This is a genomic window from Acetanaerobacterium elongatum (assembly GCF_900103835.1).
Lineage (GTDB): Bacteria > Bacillota > Clostridia > Oscillospirales > Ruminococcaceae > Acetanaerobacterium > Acetanaerobacterium elongatum.
The window spans coordinates 12563-27930 of the sequence record NZ_FNID01000020.1; the positions used below are offsets into that span (position 1 = coordinate 12563).

The window sequence follows — 15368 nt, forward strand, 5'->3', positions numbered from 1 at the left end:
CCATGTTATTTGTTGGCAGAAAAAAAGTGTGATTACTGTGGCGTTCCTCCCCCAAAAGGGGGTTCAAACATGAATTACAAAGTAAAAGGACTTGCAGAAACGCAAGCCCCTTTTTTATTACAGTAAGTTAGCCTTTGCCTTCATCTGTTCCTTGTTAGGATTGGTATATAGCAAGGTAGTATGAATATTGGAATGTCCTGCTTGATTAGCTACCTCATGAACGCTATAGCCACTCTCTAAAGCATTGGAACAATAGAAATGCCTTAATGTGTGTGGTGTTATCTTGTCGGAATACTTGTTAAATATCTGGTTTATCCTTGTTCTGTTGATTCTATCGCTCTCCCTGCTTACAAACAGGTATGCACTGGTTGAATTGCGCTCTTGCATATACTCTTTAAGGGCATTGATTATCTTGTCATTAAGGTAAACCACCCTTTGTTTATGCCCTTTGCCATAGGAAACAATCAATTCTCTTTCGACAAAACCAATATTTGATGTAGTTAAATCAAGTACTTCACTTATTCTAAGCCCTGCATAAGCCAATAAAGTAACGATAGCATAATCTCTCTTACCTTGATTGATCAGTATTGTTTGCCTAAACTGTTCAACCTCTTGCTTTGTAACGATGCTAAGGCTTGCATACTGTTGTTGTATCTTAATGTTATCTGATTTATATACTACTATATCTTCTTGTACACCTTTGGCTATTAGATATTTGTTATAGCTTAATAGTGCAGATATCTTAGCATTGATAGTCTTAGCAGTAAGTTTCTTAATGTTACGCAGATATGCAATATAATCAAGTGTATTAGCCCTGTACAAGCGGGTAGGCATGTCACCATAACTATCTTTATACCATTCTATAAAGCCTTGTATATGGAGCATATAGGCGGTAACGGTGTTATCTGACTTGCCTGAATCGGTTAAAAACCTTTCATACTCGTTTAGCATTTCAATCCCCCATAAATTATGTTTAACTTATTTTAGCCGGTTTGATGTAAATTATGTTTAACTGGATACCCATATTATAGCATATTCAACGGTTAAGTTCAACATAAATTATATTATGTTTAACTAATATTTCAAAATCATAAGGGTATTGCAGGATATTTTAACCATTCTTGCAACACCCTTTTTCAATATCCAATTATCAATTTTAACTATTGAAAACAATGTGATAGGGAAGGGCAGAGGAGATTTAAATTATTAATCAGATTATAAACTGTAAAGTAAATTGGTTTACAACAAAGAGAATATAGTACTAAACATGCTCTAATCGGTTGATACTCTATGTCTTTTCGCATATCAACAACAATACCATCTGTATATTAATGCAATTTCAATATCACATATAGTAATATATTTTAATGATTTTAGAGATTCATTAGAACACTGGTCTTTATAGACCTCGATACTACATCCTCATCCTGTAAGCCCTGTAAATACCTCTGTGTTATCTTAATATTGTCATGCCCCAACAAGCGACTAAGAGAATATACATCCATCCCATTCTTCAACTGTGCCTGCGCAAAGTAATGACGACAGGTATGTGGACTACATCTAATACTGTCTGAAACTTGTGCGTATAGACCTGCATTTCTAACAATGTTTTCGATAGCTTCATCAGTTAATGGTCTTCCTGTTCGTGAAAGGAAATAGTTATCAACTGTAATATTCTTGTATTCAAAGTTGTATTTCTTGAATCGTTCATACTTTAACAGTATTTTAGCCAGATAGGGGCTTTTCCCAACTTGTCTTTCTTTTTTACCTTTTCCGTAGATTACGATAACAGAATCTTTTACCTGACTTTCAGTTAGTGTACATAGTTCATAGTTCCGAATTCCAGTATCAAAGAGCATAGCAATAATAGCTTTGTTTCTCATGCTCATATAGTCGTTTTCTGGATATGCGCCTAACATTCGTCTTACTTCATCATCAGAAAAGGTCTTTATAATAGATTTAGGTTCACGCATCCAACTAACCTTTAATATTGGATTAGCAGTAATATATTCTTCTCCAATGACATACTTAAAAAAGGCTCGATAGGTTTTGATTAAACCATTCAAATAAGATTCTTTGCGCCCTCTCCGGCTCTGGTACATAAAAAATTCTTTTAAATGTCTGGTCTGCACTTGTTGGATGGTTGTTAAGCCATGTTCTTCTTTCAGGTAATTAACTAAGAATTCCAAGCCGTTCCGATAGCCTTTAACTGTTTTCCATGTGTATTTTCTTACCTGACATTCAAAGATAAATTCCTTAACCGCATCTTCCAGAAACATCAAAAAAGCCCTCCTAATGTGTTAGAAACACACACTAGAAAGGCTCAATAATGCAGTACATTTCGTTGCTCGTAACTTAATTACTGAATCAGTCACATATGTCATCGAAGCCCGAACTGATTCCATAGTTGCTATAGCATACTATGCAGATGTGTTATTCACAAACCCTTGTTACTCCTCATCCTCACTGAAGTCGTCCTCATTCTCCCAGTTGTGCCACACGTTCTGCACATCGTCGTTATCCTCAAGGTGCTCCAGCAGGCGGCTCATCTTTTGGGCGGTGTCGGCGTCTTCAATGCGGGCATAGGTCTGGGGCAAAAACTCCACCTCGGCGGAGATAAAGGAATACTTCTTCTTCTCCAGCGCCTCGCGAACGTCGTGCAGTGCGTTCGGATCGGTGTAGATCTCCACCACATCCTCCTCAAACGAGAAGTCCTCGGCGCCTGCCTCCATACCGTCCTCCATCAGCTTATCTTCGTTGAGCCCTTCAGACTCAATAACGATAACGCCCTTCTGCGAGAACATGAACGAAACGCAGCCGGTAGTGCCAAGGTTTCCGCCAAACTTATCAAAGTAGTGGCGCAGGTCACCCGCCGTGCGGTTGCGGTTTTCGGTTAAGGTTTCAACGATTACGGCAACACCGCAGGGGCCATAGCCTTCGTAGAACAGGCTTTCGTACTGGTTTTTATCGTCGCCGCCCATCGCCTTTTTGATAATGCGGTCGATGTTGTCGTTGGGTACGTTATTGGATTTCGCCTTGGCAATCAAGTCACGCAGCTTGCCGTTTACGCTGGGGTCGCCGCCGCTTTCGCGCACGCACACCGCAATCTCACGCCCTATCTTGGTGAAGATTTTTGCCTTCTGTGCGTCGGTTTTCTCCTTTTTACGCTTAATGTTATTCCATTTAGAATGTCCTGACATACGTATACCCCTCCAAATATTAAGCGGTACACGCAACAGCGCACCGCGGTCTTACACCCTAATGCTAATTCAATTTATAAATTAGTATTATTACCGTTAGTATTTTAGCACAACAAGTGCATCAACACAACAGTCCGTTATAATTTTTCGCAGATACCCTTCAGGTAAGCCCTAAAGTCGCTGCCAATCTCATGGTGCTCCAACCCAACCTCTACAATAGCCTTCAGAATGCCCAGCTTGTTGCCCATATCGTAGCGCGTGCCTTCGTAGTTTACGCCGATGCAGCCCTCGGTACGGGCCAGCACCGCCATAGCGTCGGTAAGCTGAAGCTCGCCGCCCGCACCCGGCTTTGTGTTTTCAAGAATGCCGAAGATTTTTGAAGGCAGCACACAGCGCCCGAGGATAGAGAACAACGACATTACCTCATCGGGCTTCGGCTTTTCAATCATATCGGTTACGGTGTAAAGATTATCGCGGATATGCCCCGTTTGCAGTGAGCAGTATTTGCCGATTTCTTCGCGCAGCACTTCTTTAATACCCACAACGCCCTGCCCGAACTCCTCATAAGCGCGGCAGAGCTGCCCGCAGGCAGGGTTCTGCGAGATAATTACGTCGTCGCCGTACAGCACGGCAAACGGCTCGTCCCCCACAAAGGTTTTGGCGCACAGCACCGCGTGGCCGAGCCCCAACGGCTGCTTCTGGCGGATGTACTGGATATTTGCCATATTCGATATGGCAACCATCTCGTTATATACCTCGGTTTTACCGGCGCGCAAAAGCTTTTCCTCCAGCTCGGGGGCGCGGTCAAAATGGTCTTCAACCGTGGTTTTGCCGCGACTGGTGATGATGAGAATATCCTCTATGCCCGATTTAACGGCCTCTTCCACAATAAACTGGATAGCCGGCTTGTCCACAATCGGAAGCATTTCCTTTGGCATCGATTTTGACGCGGGCAGCACTCTGGTGCCAAGCCCCGCCGCGGGAATAACTGCCTTTCTTATCTTCATGAATATACTCCTTATACATTATATTTAGCCATACTGCGCCTAATAGCGGTATGGCCCTAAACGCTTAATCAGAATGCCTTACGCTACAAGAGAAAATTCCACTGCAACTGCTACCGCAAAGCTCAATACAAAAAAGCCTACTACAAGCCCAATCATCAGGCCGGTTTTTAAACCGCCCTTTTTCACCAGTGCGGCTTTATACTCTTCTCCGTCACCGAAGCGTTCCTTCAGCTGGCGAATCTGTGAAAATACATAGCGTTGATAAAGCTTGTTGCCGAATAATCCCCAAACCATACAGGTGGCCCAGTAAACGTAGCTGAAGATATTGGCGATATTCAGCCAGTAGGCTGTTGTAGGGGGAATATCACCCGAGAACATAATGGTTGGGTTTGCGAGAAACTGATTGATATTGGCGGCAACATAATAATAGGTGGCCATCGTAGAGGGCAGCTGGCGTATGAGAAAGGCCACAGCCAGCAGCGAACCGATCATATACATGCCGCGCCCGCAAAAGTACAGGGCGTTGCCCAAAAAGGCCGCCCAGTTCCACGAAATGTTCTTTTTCAGCGTTACCATCTCTTTAAACCGAGGCAGATAGTAGTGTGAGTTGGAACCCACAAACATGGCAATATCCTTCACGGGAATCCCGTCGATGCTCTCGTCGGGGCTTAAACCGCCGTAAGGTGTGGTATATGGGTTATACTCCATCACAACCGGGGGCTTCATTCCCGCAAAGAAACCGCCGGATTCCTCGTCGCTCTTAGGCGGAATATTTGCATTGTTCAGCGGTGTCCCGCACAGCTCACAGAAGATGCTGTCTACCTGATTTAAGGTTCCGCATCGCGGGCAGCGCCGGGGTGCATCACCGTCAATCTTTTCTACCGAAGGGCGACGCCATTCCTCGCCGGTGGCATGCTTATCCACATACACGCAGCCCTGCTGTTTTTCATAACAGTGCCGATGGTGGGGCGCACCGCAGGTGGGGCAAACCACGATATCATCTTTATCCTTAAACTCTACCCCACAGGCGGGGCATTTGATTCCGTCATATCTGCCCATTTTTTCGATTCATGCCCTTTCTTTTACCGATATAAAACCATAATCTATTATATACGAATCGCTGTTAAAAGCCAATAAAAAATTCCAGAACAAAAGATTAACTTTCGTTTAACAGAAAACATATTCTTGGGAAACCGCTGAAAGCATATACTATGTGATGTGTAGTATTACCTGTTAGTTAAACGGCAAAAAGCCTAAAAAAGCGATTGCTATTTAATTTAAATTATTATTACATTAGGTATTGACAAGTAATACTATGCGATGTATAGTATTACTTGAAACGAGGTGTATACTATGGATATACAACTGAAACGAGGGCTGTTGGAAATTTGTGTGCTGACGGTACTAAGCAAAGGGGATTCCTACGGCTACCAGATTATCAAGGATATCGAGCCGTGCATTGAGATCTCGGAATCAACCCTCTATCCTATCTTAAAGCGGCTGGAAACAGCGAATGCGCTTACCGACTATTCGGTGGAGCACAACAGCAGGCTGCGCAAGTATTATAAGATCACCGATATCGGGCGAAAAAGGATAGAGGATTTTCTGGAAGAATGGAAAGAGGTTATGAAGGTTTTTCAGTTCATAACAGTAGGAGTGGGAGGAACAGACAATGAATAAAGCAGAGTTTATCACCTGCCTTTCGGGCAGGCTGGGTACTCTTCCACAAAGCGAGATTGAAAAATCGGTTAGCTATTACACCGAGATGATAGACGACCGTGTGGAAGACGGCATGGACGAAGAGGCAGCGGTTACGGCACTGGGGAATATCGATGATATTGTAAGAGAGGCAATGCTGGACCTGCCGCTGCCCACCCTGATGAAGGCTAAAATGAAACCCAAGCAGGGTTTAAAGGCATGGGAGATAGTGCTGATTATTCTGGGCTTTCCGCTGTGGCTCCCTTTGCTGATGGCGTTTTTTATGGTAATACTATCAGTTTATATCGCAATATGGTCAGTGATTATCTCGCTCTATGCGGGCGTTTTGTCGCTCTTCGTTGGTGGTATTGCAGGGTTCCTGGGGTCGTTCTTTGCTATGGCGCAGAACCTCCCCTCCGGTTTAACGCTGTTGGGCGGTTCGCTCGTATGCCTTGGGCTTGGGATTCCCGCATTTGTTGGCGTTCAAAAGCTTGCCGTATGGCTTGTGCATCTCACGGGCCGCTTTTTGCGGTTTGTAAAATCCCTGTTTATAAAAGTTGAGCCAAAGGCTTGAAATAGATGCTGCTGCTTTCTTGCAACATAATGAAAGGAATGGTTATTTATGAAAATCACGAAGAATCTGCTGATCGTTATAGCGGTTATTATCATGGCGGGAATCCTGTTGGCCTTTACCGGTATTGCAATCGGGGGCTTTAGGCTTGATTCGGTCAACACGAATCAGCCCTATGAAGAGAAGCATTACAGCTACGACGGCGCAAAGGTGAAATCGCTGGTAGTGAAGGATGTATCTGCCGAGGTTGAGCTTATCCCGTCTCCCGATAACAGCTTTCAGATAACTACCTACGAAAACGACAAGGATAAATACAAGGTTTCGCTTTCCCCGGCGGGTGAGCTTCGCATAGAATATTATTCTGCGAAAAAGTGGTTTGAGTACATCGGTCTGCATATCGACCTCCAATCACGAGCGACTACTGTTGCGGTACCTGCTCAATTTGTAGGCGCGGTAGATACCTCCACCGTAAGCGGCAGTATCAGCATTAAGGATATCAAGCTGCAGGAAGAGCTGAATGTCCATTCCACCAGCGGCGAGCTTACCTTAGCCAATATCATCACCCCCAAACGGCTTGATGCCTCCACTACCAGCGGCACAATCCGGTTAAACAACTGTAATGCAAACGGCCCGATGAAGCTGCAGAGCACCAGCGGTGAGGTTATGTTAGACACGGCCGAGATTGCAGGCGATATCAACGTTAATTCTATGAGCGGCAGCCTGCGGCTTGAGAATGTAAACGCCAAGGGAACAGCAGATATCTCCTCCACCAGCGGTGAAATCACCTTTAAGAATTCCACTTTCAACAGCGGGATCTCATCCAACAGTATCAGCGGTACCATCAGGTTGGATAAAACCGGTTCGCAGGGGGACGTAACCCTTCATACCACCAGCGGCGAAATCTCCTTCACCAAACTGAGCGGCAATAATTTTAGCTTTACCAGTACCAGCGGTACGGTAAGCGGTACCCTGTTAGGCTCAGAATCGGATTACACCGTGGAAGCAAGCTCCACCAGTGGGGATAGGGATGTACCCCAGTCTAAGGGCGGAAGCAAAAAGCTTAAGGCATCCACCACCAGCGGAGAGATCAGTATTCGCTTTGAATAATAAATATTCTTTAAAATTAAGCGCAGGATCACCAAACGTGTTCCTGCGCTTTGTATATAAAGCGATACAGGTTTTAACAACTTCAACTTTTGGTGTGCTTATCTGCAAATCCTGGAATTGATTGCATTACATTCGGCTACTACGACACTTTACAAGAAATTCAACTTGCCCTATAATAAAGTATGTTTTTAATTTATATTGTCAAGGTAAAAACTGCCGTGAAAATGTAGGGCAGACGGAGGATTCTATGCTAATCTTTGAAGAACTAAAGCTGAAGCTAATAGGCCTTAAGCCGGAGCTGGACGACCTTGAGGGTGCGCTCTCGCTGGAGGCCACGCGCCGCGAGCTCCCGGAGCTGGAGGCCAAAACAGCTGTTCCGGGCTTTTGGGATAACCCCGAGGCTTCGCAGAAGGTGCTGCAGCGCATTGCACAGTGCAAGGCCAAGATAGAGGGCTACGAGAAGCTGAAGGCGAGCTATGACGACGCCTTAACCTTAATAGAGCTTGCCGACGAGGCCGAGGATGAATCGCTTTACGCCGAGGCACAGCAGGAGGCAGCAAGGTTTGAAGAATCTCTTGCCACCGCGCGTCTTGCCACCCTGTTAACCGGCGAGTACGATACCAACAACGCCATTCTTACCTTCCACGCGGGAGCGGGCGGCACCGAGGCGCAGGACTGGGCACAGATGCTCTACCGTATGTACACCCACTGGGCAGAAAATCACAACTTTAAATATAAGATCCTCGATTATCTTGACGGTGAAGAGGCTGGCCTTAAAAGTGCTTCTATCCTCATCGAGGGTACCAACGCCTACGGCTATTTAAAGAGCGAGGCGGGGGTTCACCGCCTGGTGCGCATCTCGCCGTTCGATGCCTCGGGCAGAAGGCATACCTCGTTTGCCTCACTGGAGGTTATGCCCGAGATCGGCGAAGACATCAACATTGTTATTAATGATGAAGATTTAAAGGTAGATACCTACCGTTCCAGCGGTGCGGGCGGCCAGCACGTTAATAAAACCGAATCGGCCATCCGCATTACCCATATCCCCACAGGTATCGTAGTGGCCTGCCAGCAGGAACGCAGCCAGCGCCAGAACCGCGAAACCGCTATGACCATGCTTAAATCCAAGCTCATTGAGATTAAGGAACGCGAGCATTATGAAAAGATAGAGGACATCAAGGGCGTTCAGAAGGAGATTGCGTGGGGCAGCCAGATACGCTCCTATGTGTTCATGCCCTATACGCTCGCCAAGGATCACCGCACCGGCTTTGAATCGGGCAACATCGGCGCCGTGATGGACGGTGATATCGACGGCTTTATCAACGCCTACCTCAAGGCGAAGAGTACCGGTGAGCTAAAAGCATAAGAAAATGTAGATTTTCGGGAGACTGTATTTTCATGAAGAAGACAGTAAAAGCGGCATTTACGGCATCCGTTCCTGTGATGCTCGGTTATGTTTTTGTGGGCATCGCGTTTGGGCTGTTAATGCGCAATGCGGGCTACAGCGCATGGTGGGCGGCACTGATGAGCGTGTTGGTATACGCGGGCTCCATGCAGTTTGTAGCCATCAACTTCTTTTCGGGCGCATTCTCCCTTACGCAGATTATCCTTATGACGCTTGCCGTCAACATCCGTCATGTGTTCTACGGCCTTTCGATGATCGACCGGTTTAAAGGCATGGGTGCCAGAAAACCGTACATGATCTTTTCGCTTACTGATGAAACCTACTCGCTGCTCTGCTCTGCAAAAACGCCAGAGGGAGCAAACCCCAAGACCTTTATGTTCCTGATTGCGCTGTTTAACCAGCTTTACTGGATTACCGGCTCTGCTGTCGGCGCGCTTGCGGGGGAGATCATCCCCTTTAACACCAAGGGCATCGATTTTGCCATGACGGCGCTGTTCATCGTCATCTGCACCGAGCAGTGGCTTACCTACCCTTCGCGTATCCCCGCCATTATCGGGGTGTGCGCCGCAGTGGGCAGCCTGATTGTATTCGGCAAGGATAGCTTTATCCTGCCCGCCATGATTATTTCGGTGCTGTTTTTAATGCTGCTGCGCTCGCCCATTACAAAGGCTTCCTCTAAAGCCACCGAAGCTGCCGCAAAGGATTGTGAAACAAAGGGTATAGTCGTTGAACCCGCCGGCACAGTAAGCGAAGGGCCGGCAGAAGCAGGTAAGGTAAAGGAGGAGGTAGTAAAGTGATACTTTCCCCCTTACAGTCGCTCGGTATTATCCTTACGGTTGCCGCCGTCACCTTCTTAACCAGGCTTACACCGTTTGTGTTCTTTTCGGGCGGAAAGCAGACCCCCAAGTTTGTCATCTATCTGGGCAGTGTACTGCCACCCGCTATCATGGCGATTTTAGTGGTGTACTGCCTGCGCAGTATTGTGTTTACCTCGTTCCCGTTTGGTTTGCCCGAGCTGATTGCTTCCATCGTGGTTGTAGTGCTGCACGTCTGGAAGCGCAATACGCTCATCAGCATCCTCTCCGGCACAGCACTTTATATGGTGCTGGTGCAGGTGGTGTTTAAATGAAGCTGTACCGTGGGGAGATATGCACAACAGTGCCCCTTCAAGGAAAATCTATTCTTATTTAATGGTATTACAGAAACTGAAAACTAGCCCCGGGTTAATTCCCGAGGCTAGTTCCTTTTTATAAGCGTATTTAGTTTTAATACGAGCCTTCGTCATTAAACGCGCCGCTGTCTTTCAGGTAACAGTTAAAGAAATCAAGAACCACCCGGTTCATCGTTTCAATGACATAATACTTATCCGCTTCCTTCCCGCCGCCGATATGAACAGAACTGCAGATCATGTTTGTAAGCAGGGGAGAGAAAAGGGGAAGATCGGTTAAGCTCATATGGTTTGTTCCCTTTATGCTTACGGTAAACGCATAGGGCGCGGTTGCGGCCAAATTCGTTCCGGCGTCAAGAATACCCTTCTGTTTAACCCTGTCCATCGCCTGAGTCATTGTATCACTATAAATCGTAAGTATCGGCAGCGGGTAGGGTTGGTCATTAAAGACGATTTTACCGTTCTTAAAGCCCTCGTACTCCCCCAGTAAGTCTCCGTCAAGGTTTACTACGGCGGCAATATCCTTACGTTCTCTGCCAATTTGCGCACTTGCGGCACCGCCCAGAGAGTGGCCCATCAATCCAATATGTTTTGTATCAATGAGCTTATAAACTTCTTCGGCACTTGAATTCTTAGCGTTATTAAGAATTGTATCCAATACAAAATTCATGTCACCGGTGCGAACGTTCATCCAATCCTGTTCAAGTTTAAAAGCAGTCTCGTCATCATAAACATCACTGTTTACATCAATAATCTGCTGCAGGTAGGCCGGATTAACCGTTGTAACGGTACCGTCGGTTGCGGAAGTAAAAAAGGAATGATAGGGGTGGTCGATAGAGCACACCACATACCCGTTGCTCGCCAGCTCCATATAGGTGGAGGTATTACTGCTTTTTACACCGAATGCACCGTGTGAGAACACTACCAGCGGGCAGGTGCCTGTTGTGCCTTCGGGGTACCAGAACTCCACATTCACCTTTCTGTTTTCACCGGTATTGCTAAAGGTTTCGGTGCGGGCTTTGTCCACATAGGTGTAAACGGCTGTGTCAACCTTATACGTTCCGGTAATCTTAGGCTCACGATACTGCGGAAATATCAGTGCCGGTACTAAAGTAAAAGCGGTTATGATGCATACGGCAGCTCCCTTTAGAATAATTACCGCAGGCTTATACGGTTTACCATCTTTTCTTTTGATTATTAAAGATATTCCACCGATTACCGCCAGGACTAATAATAGGGCAGCAAGCAGGTACCACCTGAAGCTCCACTTTATAACCGATACCAAAACAGCAATGATAAATACGGTGAATACCCCAACGCGTAGCCAGTTTCGTAAATTTTGGTGATTCGATTTCGTAACCATGCAATACACCGCAAACGCAATTTCAATAACTGCGGTGATGATAAGAATAATCCATGCCATAATGCAGCCATCCTCTCGTTTCTTTCGTAATGTCAAAAACAGCATACGGAATATGGCGGTAAAAGTAAACGCCATATTCCGTATGCTGCTAGATTAAACGTGTAACCTGTAAAACAATAGGGGTAAGCTGCGAAAGCAACTATTCGCTATCTTGCTTATACTTAAATTCGTCTGAGAAATGTACAAGAAATCGAACAAAAGCTTTGATAAATACGGTATTGTGAAGATTTTTAGCATACAGTTCTAACGAAGATTAGTATTAGCCTGTTCCTGCCTCATCTCTTTTAATCTTTCATTAATTTTGCGTGCAGCCAGCCTGTCGTTGTTATAAGAAAATAGGCAGACGATCAGATAGATAATGCCAATATCCGCGAAGAATACAACCGATTGCAGCCAGCCGTGAACCCACCCGGTGATGTTCCCCAGGGTTATCAGTACAGCCTCCAGCACGGTGAAATGAATAGCCATTCTTAACTGCGACTGCCTCTTGGTTAACTCCCTGCGAGAATACAGAATAAAGCTCGGTAAATCACCGGCCAGCGCGCAGAGCAGAAAGGTGTAAATCTCATTGAGCGAGATGCTCTTATCGCCCGTGGAGAATTGGCGCACCACGGTTGTTCCTATTACGATTAAGGCAAATATTAAAAAATAATTCAGAACCGTCTTTTTGATAAAGCTTGCTAAGCTCATAATCAGCCTCCTATATACCCAGCATCTTCTTTAATATGGGAACGTACTGTCTTGATACAACCACGATTTCACCGTTTTCAAGCTTAGCCTCAAACCGTCCGCTCAGTGACGGCGTAATAAACGAAATCTTCGTGATATTGATGATGCTGGACTTTGACGCACGAAAGAATTGTCTGCCCTCACACAGCGTCTCAATCTCATAAAGCTTTTGCTTTGATTCATAGACTTTGTCCTTGCAGTAGATGAACGTTCGGTTATCCACAGCCTCAAAATAATAAACATCCCGATATTTTATACGGAATATCTTGTCCCCGTCATATCCAAGCAAAACAGTGCTTTTATTGGATACCTGGTTTACAAGCCGAAGGATATCATCATCCACCTCATGGCATCGGATGATGAACTCCTCTTCCTGTTCCATATTAATCTTTTCGATTAAAACCTTCATGCACTCACCGTTAGAAATCCAATATTTTGATTAATTATAACACTGTTTTCTGTGGTTTGCTATCGGTTCAGTAAATTTAGGAGGATCGGTGTTTTTTTGTTCAAAAAGGCCTCCCCCTGCTTTAAACCGAATTTACGGTGCCATACTAATACTAATTCCAATAAGAAATAACACATCTTCCAAGTGAGAAATTAGTTTAGACCTCCTAGAAAGGACTGGTGGCATGAAGGCGGTAATCATGGCGGGCGGCGAGGGAAGCCGTTTAAAGCCGCTCACCTGTACAATCCCGAAACCGATGGCCCGCCTCTGCGGCAGGCCAATTATGGAATATATCCTCGATCTGCTGGACGAACATGGCTTTGACGAAGCACGGGTAACCATCCGCTACCTGCCGCAGCGCATTACCGAGCATTTTGGCGGCAATCGCTATAAGGGCGTTTTTCTGCGTTTTGCAGAGGAAACCGTCCCTCTGGGCACCGCGGGCGGGGTAAAGAATGCGGCAGGGGATATCACGGAGGATTTTTTGGTTATCAGTGGCGACGCGGTGTGTGATTTCAACCTGCGCAAGGCGGTGGAGTTTCACCGGCAAAACGGTGCGGATGCAACCATCATCGTTAAAAAGGTCGAAGACCCGCGGGAATACGGCCTTGTAAATGTCAACCCCGAAACAGGTGCAGTGGCGGGTTTTGTGGAAAAACCCGGTTACGCGCAGGCGGTGTGCGATCTGGCCAACACCGGTGTCTATATCCTCTCACCCAAAGCATTAAAGCAGGTGCCCGAGGGCATACCGTTTGATTTTGCCAAAGACCTTTTTCCACACATGCTTCAAAACGGCGGCAAGGTGCTCGCGTATGAAGAACAGGGGTATTGGTGCGATGTTGGCGACCTGGACAGCCTGCGCCGCTGCGCACGCGATATCCTCGAGGGCAAGGTGCGCTGCACTCTTCATGCCGGAGAGGTGGAGGGTGTATTCTACAAAAACCTTTACGAGGCAGGGCGGTTTGATGTGCTGCCGCCCGCCTATATCGGCGAGGGGGTAACGGCAGGGAAGGGCTGTCGTATCGGCTCAGGCAGCATTTTGGATGACGGCGTTACCCTTGGCGACCGCACGGTGATTTCTGCGAGCATCATCGGGCAGAATGCTGTAATCGGCGACGATGTACGCATCAAGGGCGGTGTGCTCTGCGAGGGTGCGGTGGCCGAAAATGGTGCCCGCTTGTTTGAAGGCTGCGCGGTGGGCGCAAGGGCGGTCATCGGCAGCCGTGCCACGCTGGAACCGGGGGTGAAGGTGTGGCCCATGAAGTATGTTAAGAGCGATACGGTGTTAACCGAACACCTGCGGGCAGGCGCCATCAAGCGGGAGCTGTTTGACGACGAGGGCATTTTGCTTGAATCCCCGGGCGAGCTTACCCCCGCACTTTGTGCAAGGCTGGGGGCGGCCATCGGCACCGTGATGAAAGGCGTAAACGTTGGGGTGGCCTCAGAGGGCGGTGCGGCGGAGGCGTTAAAGGATGCCCTTACCGCAGGGCTCAGGCAAACCGGTTGCACTGCGTGGGATTTCGGCACCTGCATTGAGCCGCAGGCAGTATTCTGCTGTACCCACTGCGGGGTGCGGATGGGCATCTATATTACAGCAGGCAGTATAAAAACCTTTTCGGGTGATGGGCTTACGCTCCCGCGCGATACCGAGCGGGATATTGAACTATGCATGCTGCGTGCCGAAAGCAAAAGCCTGCCCTATGCCCAGTACGGCAAGCGCATAGCTATGACTGATGTAGGACTGTTATATGCCCTGCACCTTTCGTCGTACAGCCCAGGGCTTAAAGGAATGTCCGCCTCGGTAGAAAGCCACGGTGCCGGGGTAAAGCGCCAGCTTTGCGGGGTGCTCAATCGCCTTGGCTGTATGATTGTCCGCTCCGGTGAAGTACGGCTGGAGCTTTCAGGCGACGGCCGCACCCTTACCGCATCCGCTCAGGATGTGCGGGTGGATGACGGACGTATACTGGCGATACTTGCAAAGCAGGAGTTTTTGCAGGGCAGAAATATTGCTGTAAGGTTCGATGCCCCGCAGATTATCGACCAGCTTGCGGAAGAATACGGTAAACAGGCGCTGCGTTACCTTGCCTGCCCGGCAGACAACAGCGACAAAACGGCACGCACATTGGCCAAGATGCAGCCGTGGGTGCGCGATGCCCTTGCCCGTGCCGTAATGCTGATGGAAATCCTTCACACATCAAAACGAAGCCTTAAGGAACTAAACGACGAGATTCCGCAGTTTTACGATACCTCTAAAACCATCCTGCTGCAGAAAAACCCCTGTGAGGTGATGCGGCTTGTAAGCGGCGGCAGGGTAACGGAGGGGGCCATCGGCGAAGGGGTGCTGCTGCCCTACCATAACGGTACGGTGCTGGTGCGCCCGCTCAAACGCGGCGGCGGGGTGAAAATTATCGCCGAAGCGCAGAACTACGAAATATCCAAGGAGCTCTGCGGCAGTTTTGAAAAGCTGTTAAATAAATTGTAAAATCAAGGATTGTTGGGTGCTTGTTTGGTCGAATGTGCCATGTTTATAAGAATATCCTTGACACTCTGTATAATAACGGTTAAAATCTAAGATAACGTATTTGTTCGTGTGGCCATTGCAGCAATCGGCG

At 47.2% G+C, this 15368-nt stretch carries 15 protein-coding genes; 7 read left to right on the forward strand and 8 right to left on the reverse strand.

Annotation, left to right across the window (positions count from 1 at the left end; all coding sequences use genetic code 11):
* Nucleotides 1-117 precede the first annotated feature (117 nt).
* From BLR50_RS08560 to BLR50_RS08580, 5 genes are all read right to left on the reverse strand, one after another.
* Nucleotides 118-951, reverse strand: a complete 834-nt coding sequence (locus tag BLR50_RS08560; protein WP_092640656.1) for a tyrosine-type recombinase/integrase — start codon at nucleotides 949-951, stop codon at nucleotides 118-120.
* A 422-nt stretch (nucleotides 952-1373) separates the two neighbouring features.
* Nucleotides 1374-2279 (reverse strand): tyrosine-type recombinase/integrase, encoded by a 906-nt coding sequence (locus tag BLR50_RS08565; protein ID WP_092640659.1) that lies wholly within the window; start codon nucleotides 2277-2279, stop codon nucleotides 1374-1376.
* A gap of 171 nt (nucleotides 2280-2450) precedes the next feature.
* Nucleotides 2451-3200, reverse strand: a complete 750-nt coding sequence (locus BLR50_RS08570) for a YebC/PmpR family DNA-binding transcriptional regulator (protein WP_092640662.1) — start codon at nucleotides 3198-3200, stop codon at nucleotides 2451-2453.
* Nucleotides 3201-3337: 137 nt separating this feature from the next.
* Nucleotides 3338-4207, reverse strand: coding sequence for a UTP--glucose-1-phosphate uridylyltransferase GalU (gene galU / locus BLR50_RS08575; RefSeq protein WP_092640665.1), 870 nt, complete (start codon nucleotides 4205-4207; stop codon nucleotides 3338-3340).
* A gap of 78 nt (nucleotides 4208-4285) precedes the next feature.
* A complete protein-coding gene (locus tag BLR50_RS08580) occupies nucleotides 4286-5266 on the reverse strand; it encodes an RING finger protein (RefSeq protein ID WP_092640668.1) in 981 nt (326 codons plus the stop codon).
* A 294-nt stretch (nucleotides 5267-5560) separates the two neighbouring features.
* On the opposite strand from BLR50_RS08580, the gene BLR50_RS08585 reads away from it, so the two are divergent.
* The 6 genes from BLR50_RS08585 to BLR50_RS08610 all read left to right on the forward strand — a co-directional run bounded on the left by BLR50_RS08585 (nucleotide 5561) and on the right by BLR50_RS08610 (nucleotide 10117).
* Nucleotides 5561-5887 (forward strand): PadR family transcriptional regulator, encoded by a 327-nt coding sequence (locus BLR50_RS08585; protein WP_092640671.1) that lies wholly within the window; start codon nucleotides 5561-5563, stop codon nucleotides 5885-5887.
* Nucleotides 5880-6479, forward strand: a complete 600-nt coding sequence (locus BLR50_RS08590) for a DUF1700 domain-containing protein (protein WP_092640674.1) — start codon at nucleotides 5880-5882, stop codon at nucleotides 6477-6479. The genes BLR50_RS08585 and BLR50_RS08590 overlap by 8 nt, the downstream gene beginning before the upstream one ends.
* 48 nt (nucleotides 6480-6527) lie before the next feature.
* Entirely contained in the window at nucleotides 6528-7583 is a 1056-nt protein-coding gene (locus BLR50_RS08595; protein ID WP_092640676.1) for a DUF4097 family beta strand repeat-containing protein, read from the forward strand.
* A 247-nt stretch (nucleotides 7584-7830) separates the two neighbouring features.
* Nucleotides 7831-8949: a peptide chain release factor 2 gene (gene prfB, locus BLR50_RS08600; RefSeq protein ID WP_092640679.1), complete on the forward strand. Its 1119-nt coding sequence runs from the start codon at nucleotides 7831-7833 to the stop codon at nucleotides 8947-8949.
* A 32-nt stretch (nucleotides 8950-8981) separates the two neighbouring features.
* On the forward strand, nucleotides 8982-9785 hold the full coding sequence (locus tag BLR50_RS08605) for an AzlC family ABC transporter permease (RefSeq protein WP_092640682.1): 804 nt from the start codon (nucleotides 8982-8984) through the stop codon (nucleotides 9783-9785).
* Nucleotides 9782-10117, forward strand: coding sequence for a branched-chain amino acid transporter permease (locus BLR50_RS08610; RefSeq protein ID WP_092640685.1), 336 nt, complete (start codon nucleotides 9782-9784; stop codon nucleotides 10115-10117). Before BLR50_RS08605 ends, BLR50_RS08610 begins: the two co-directional genes overlap by 4 nt.
* A 136-nt stretch (nucleotides 10118-10253) precedes the next feature.
* Here the strand turns inward: BLR50_RS08610 and BLR50_RS08615 are convergent, their stop codons facing one another.
* From BLR50_RS08615 to BLR50_RS08625, 3 genes are all read right to left on the reverse strand, one after another.
* Nucleotides 10254-11579, reverse strand: a complete 1326-nt coding sequence (locus tag BLR50_RS08615; RefSeq protein WP_092640688.1) for an alpha/beta hydrolase family protein — start codon at nucleotides 11577-11579, stop codon at nucleotides 10254-10256.
* 243 nt (nucleotides 11580-11822) lie between these two features.
* Nucleotides 11823-12269 carry a DUF3021 domain-containing protein gene (locus BLR50_RS08620; RefSeq protein WP_092640691.1) on the reverse strand — a complete coding sequence of 149 codons (447 nt, stop codon included), beginning with the start codon at nucleotides 12267-12269 and terminating at the stop codon, nucleotides 11823-11825.
* A 10-nt stretch (nucleotides 12270-12279) separates the two neighbouring features.
* Entirely contained in the window at nucleotides 12280-12717 is a 438-nt protein-coding gene (locus BLR50_RS08625; RefSeq protein WP_092640695.1) for a LytTR family DNA-binding domain-containing protein, read from the reverse strand.
* A gap of 223 nt (nucleotides 12718-12940) precedes the next feature.
* Between BLR50_RS08625 and BLR50_RS08630 the strand changes: the two genes are divergently transcribed.
* A complete protein-coding gene (locus tag BLR50_RS08630) occupies nucleotides 12941-15238 on the forward strand; it encodes a sugar phosphate nucleotidyltransferase (protein ID WP_092640698.1) in 2298 nt (765 codons plus the stop codon).
* Nucleotides 15239-15368 lie beyond the last annotated feature (130 nt).

Coding starts and splice junctions, on each gene's coding strand:
- BLR50_RS08595 (WP_092640676.1), top strand. CDS start 6,528: ATGAAAATCACGAAGAATCTGCTGATCGTTATAGCGGTTATTATCATG.
- BLR50_RS08570 (WP_092640662.1), bottom strand. CDS start 3,200: ATGTCAGGACATTCTAAATGGAATAACATTAAGCGTAAAAAGGAGAAA.
- prfB (WP_092640679.1), top strand. CDS start 7,831: ATGCTAATCTTTGAAGAACTAAAGCTGAAGCTAATAGGCCTTAAGCCG.
- BLR50_RS08585 (WP_092640671.1), top strand. CDS start 5,561: ATGGATATACAACTGAAACGAGGGCTGTTGGAAATTTGTGTGCTGACG.
- BLR50_RS08625 (WP_092640695.1), bottom strand. CDS start 12,717: ATGAAGGTTTTAATCGAAAAGATTAATATGGAACAGGAAGAGGAGTTC.
- BLR50_RS08605 (WP_092640682.1), top strand. CDS start 8,982: ATGAAGAAGACAGTAAAAGCGGCATTTACGGCATCCGTTCCTGTGATG.
- BLR50_RS08615 (WP_092640688.1), bottom strand. CDS start 11,579: ATGGCATGGATTATTCTTATCATCACCGCAGTTATTGAAATTGCGTTT.
- BLR50_RS08565 (WP_092640659.1), bottom strand. CDS start 2,279: ATGTTTCTGGAAGATGCGGTTAAGGAATTTATCTTTGAATGTCAGGTA.
- BLR50_RS08580 (WP_092640668.1), bottom strand. CDS start 5,266: ATGGGCAGATATGACGGAATCAAATGCCCCGCCTGTGGGGTAGAGTTT.
- BLR50_RS08620 (WP_092640691.1), bottom strand. CDS start 12,269: ATGAGCTTAGCAAGCTTTATCAAAAAGACGGTTCTGAATTATTTTTTA.
- BLR50_RS08590 (WP_092640674.1), top strand. CDS start 5,880: ATGAATAAAGCAGAGTTTATCACCTGCCTTTCGGGCAGGCTGGGTACT.
- BLR50_RS08630 (WP_092640698.1), top strand. CDS start 12,941: ATGAAGGCGGTAATCATGGCGGGCGGCGAGGGAAGCCGTTTAAAGCCG.
- galU (WP_092640665.1), bottom strand. CDS start 4,207: ATGAAGATAAGAAAGGCAGTTATTCCCGCGGCGGGGCTTGGCACCAGA.
- BLR50_RS08560 (WP_092640656.1), bottom strand. CDS start 951: ATGCTAAACGAGTATGAAAGGTTTTTAACCGATTCAGGCAAGTCAGAT.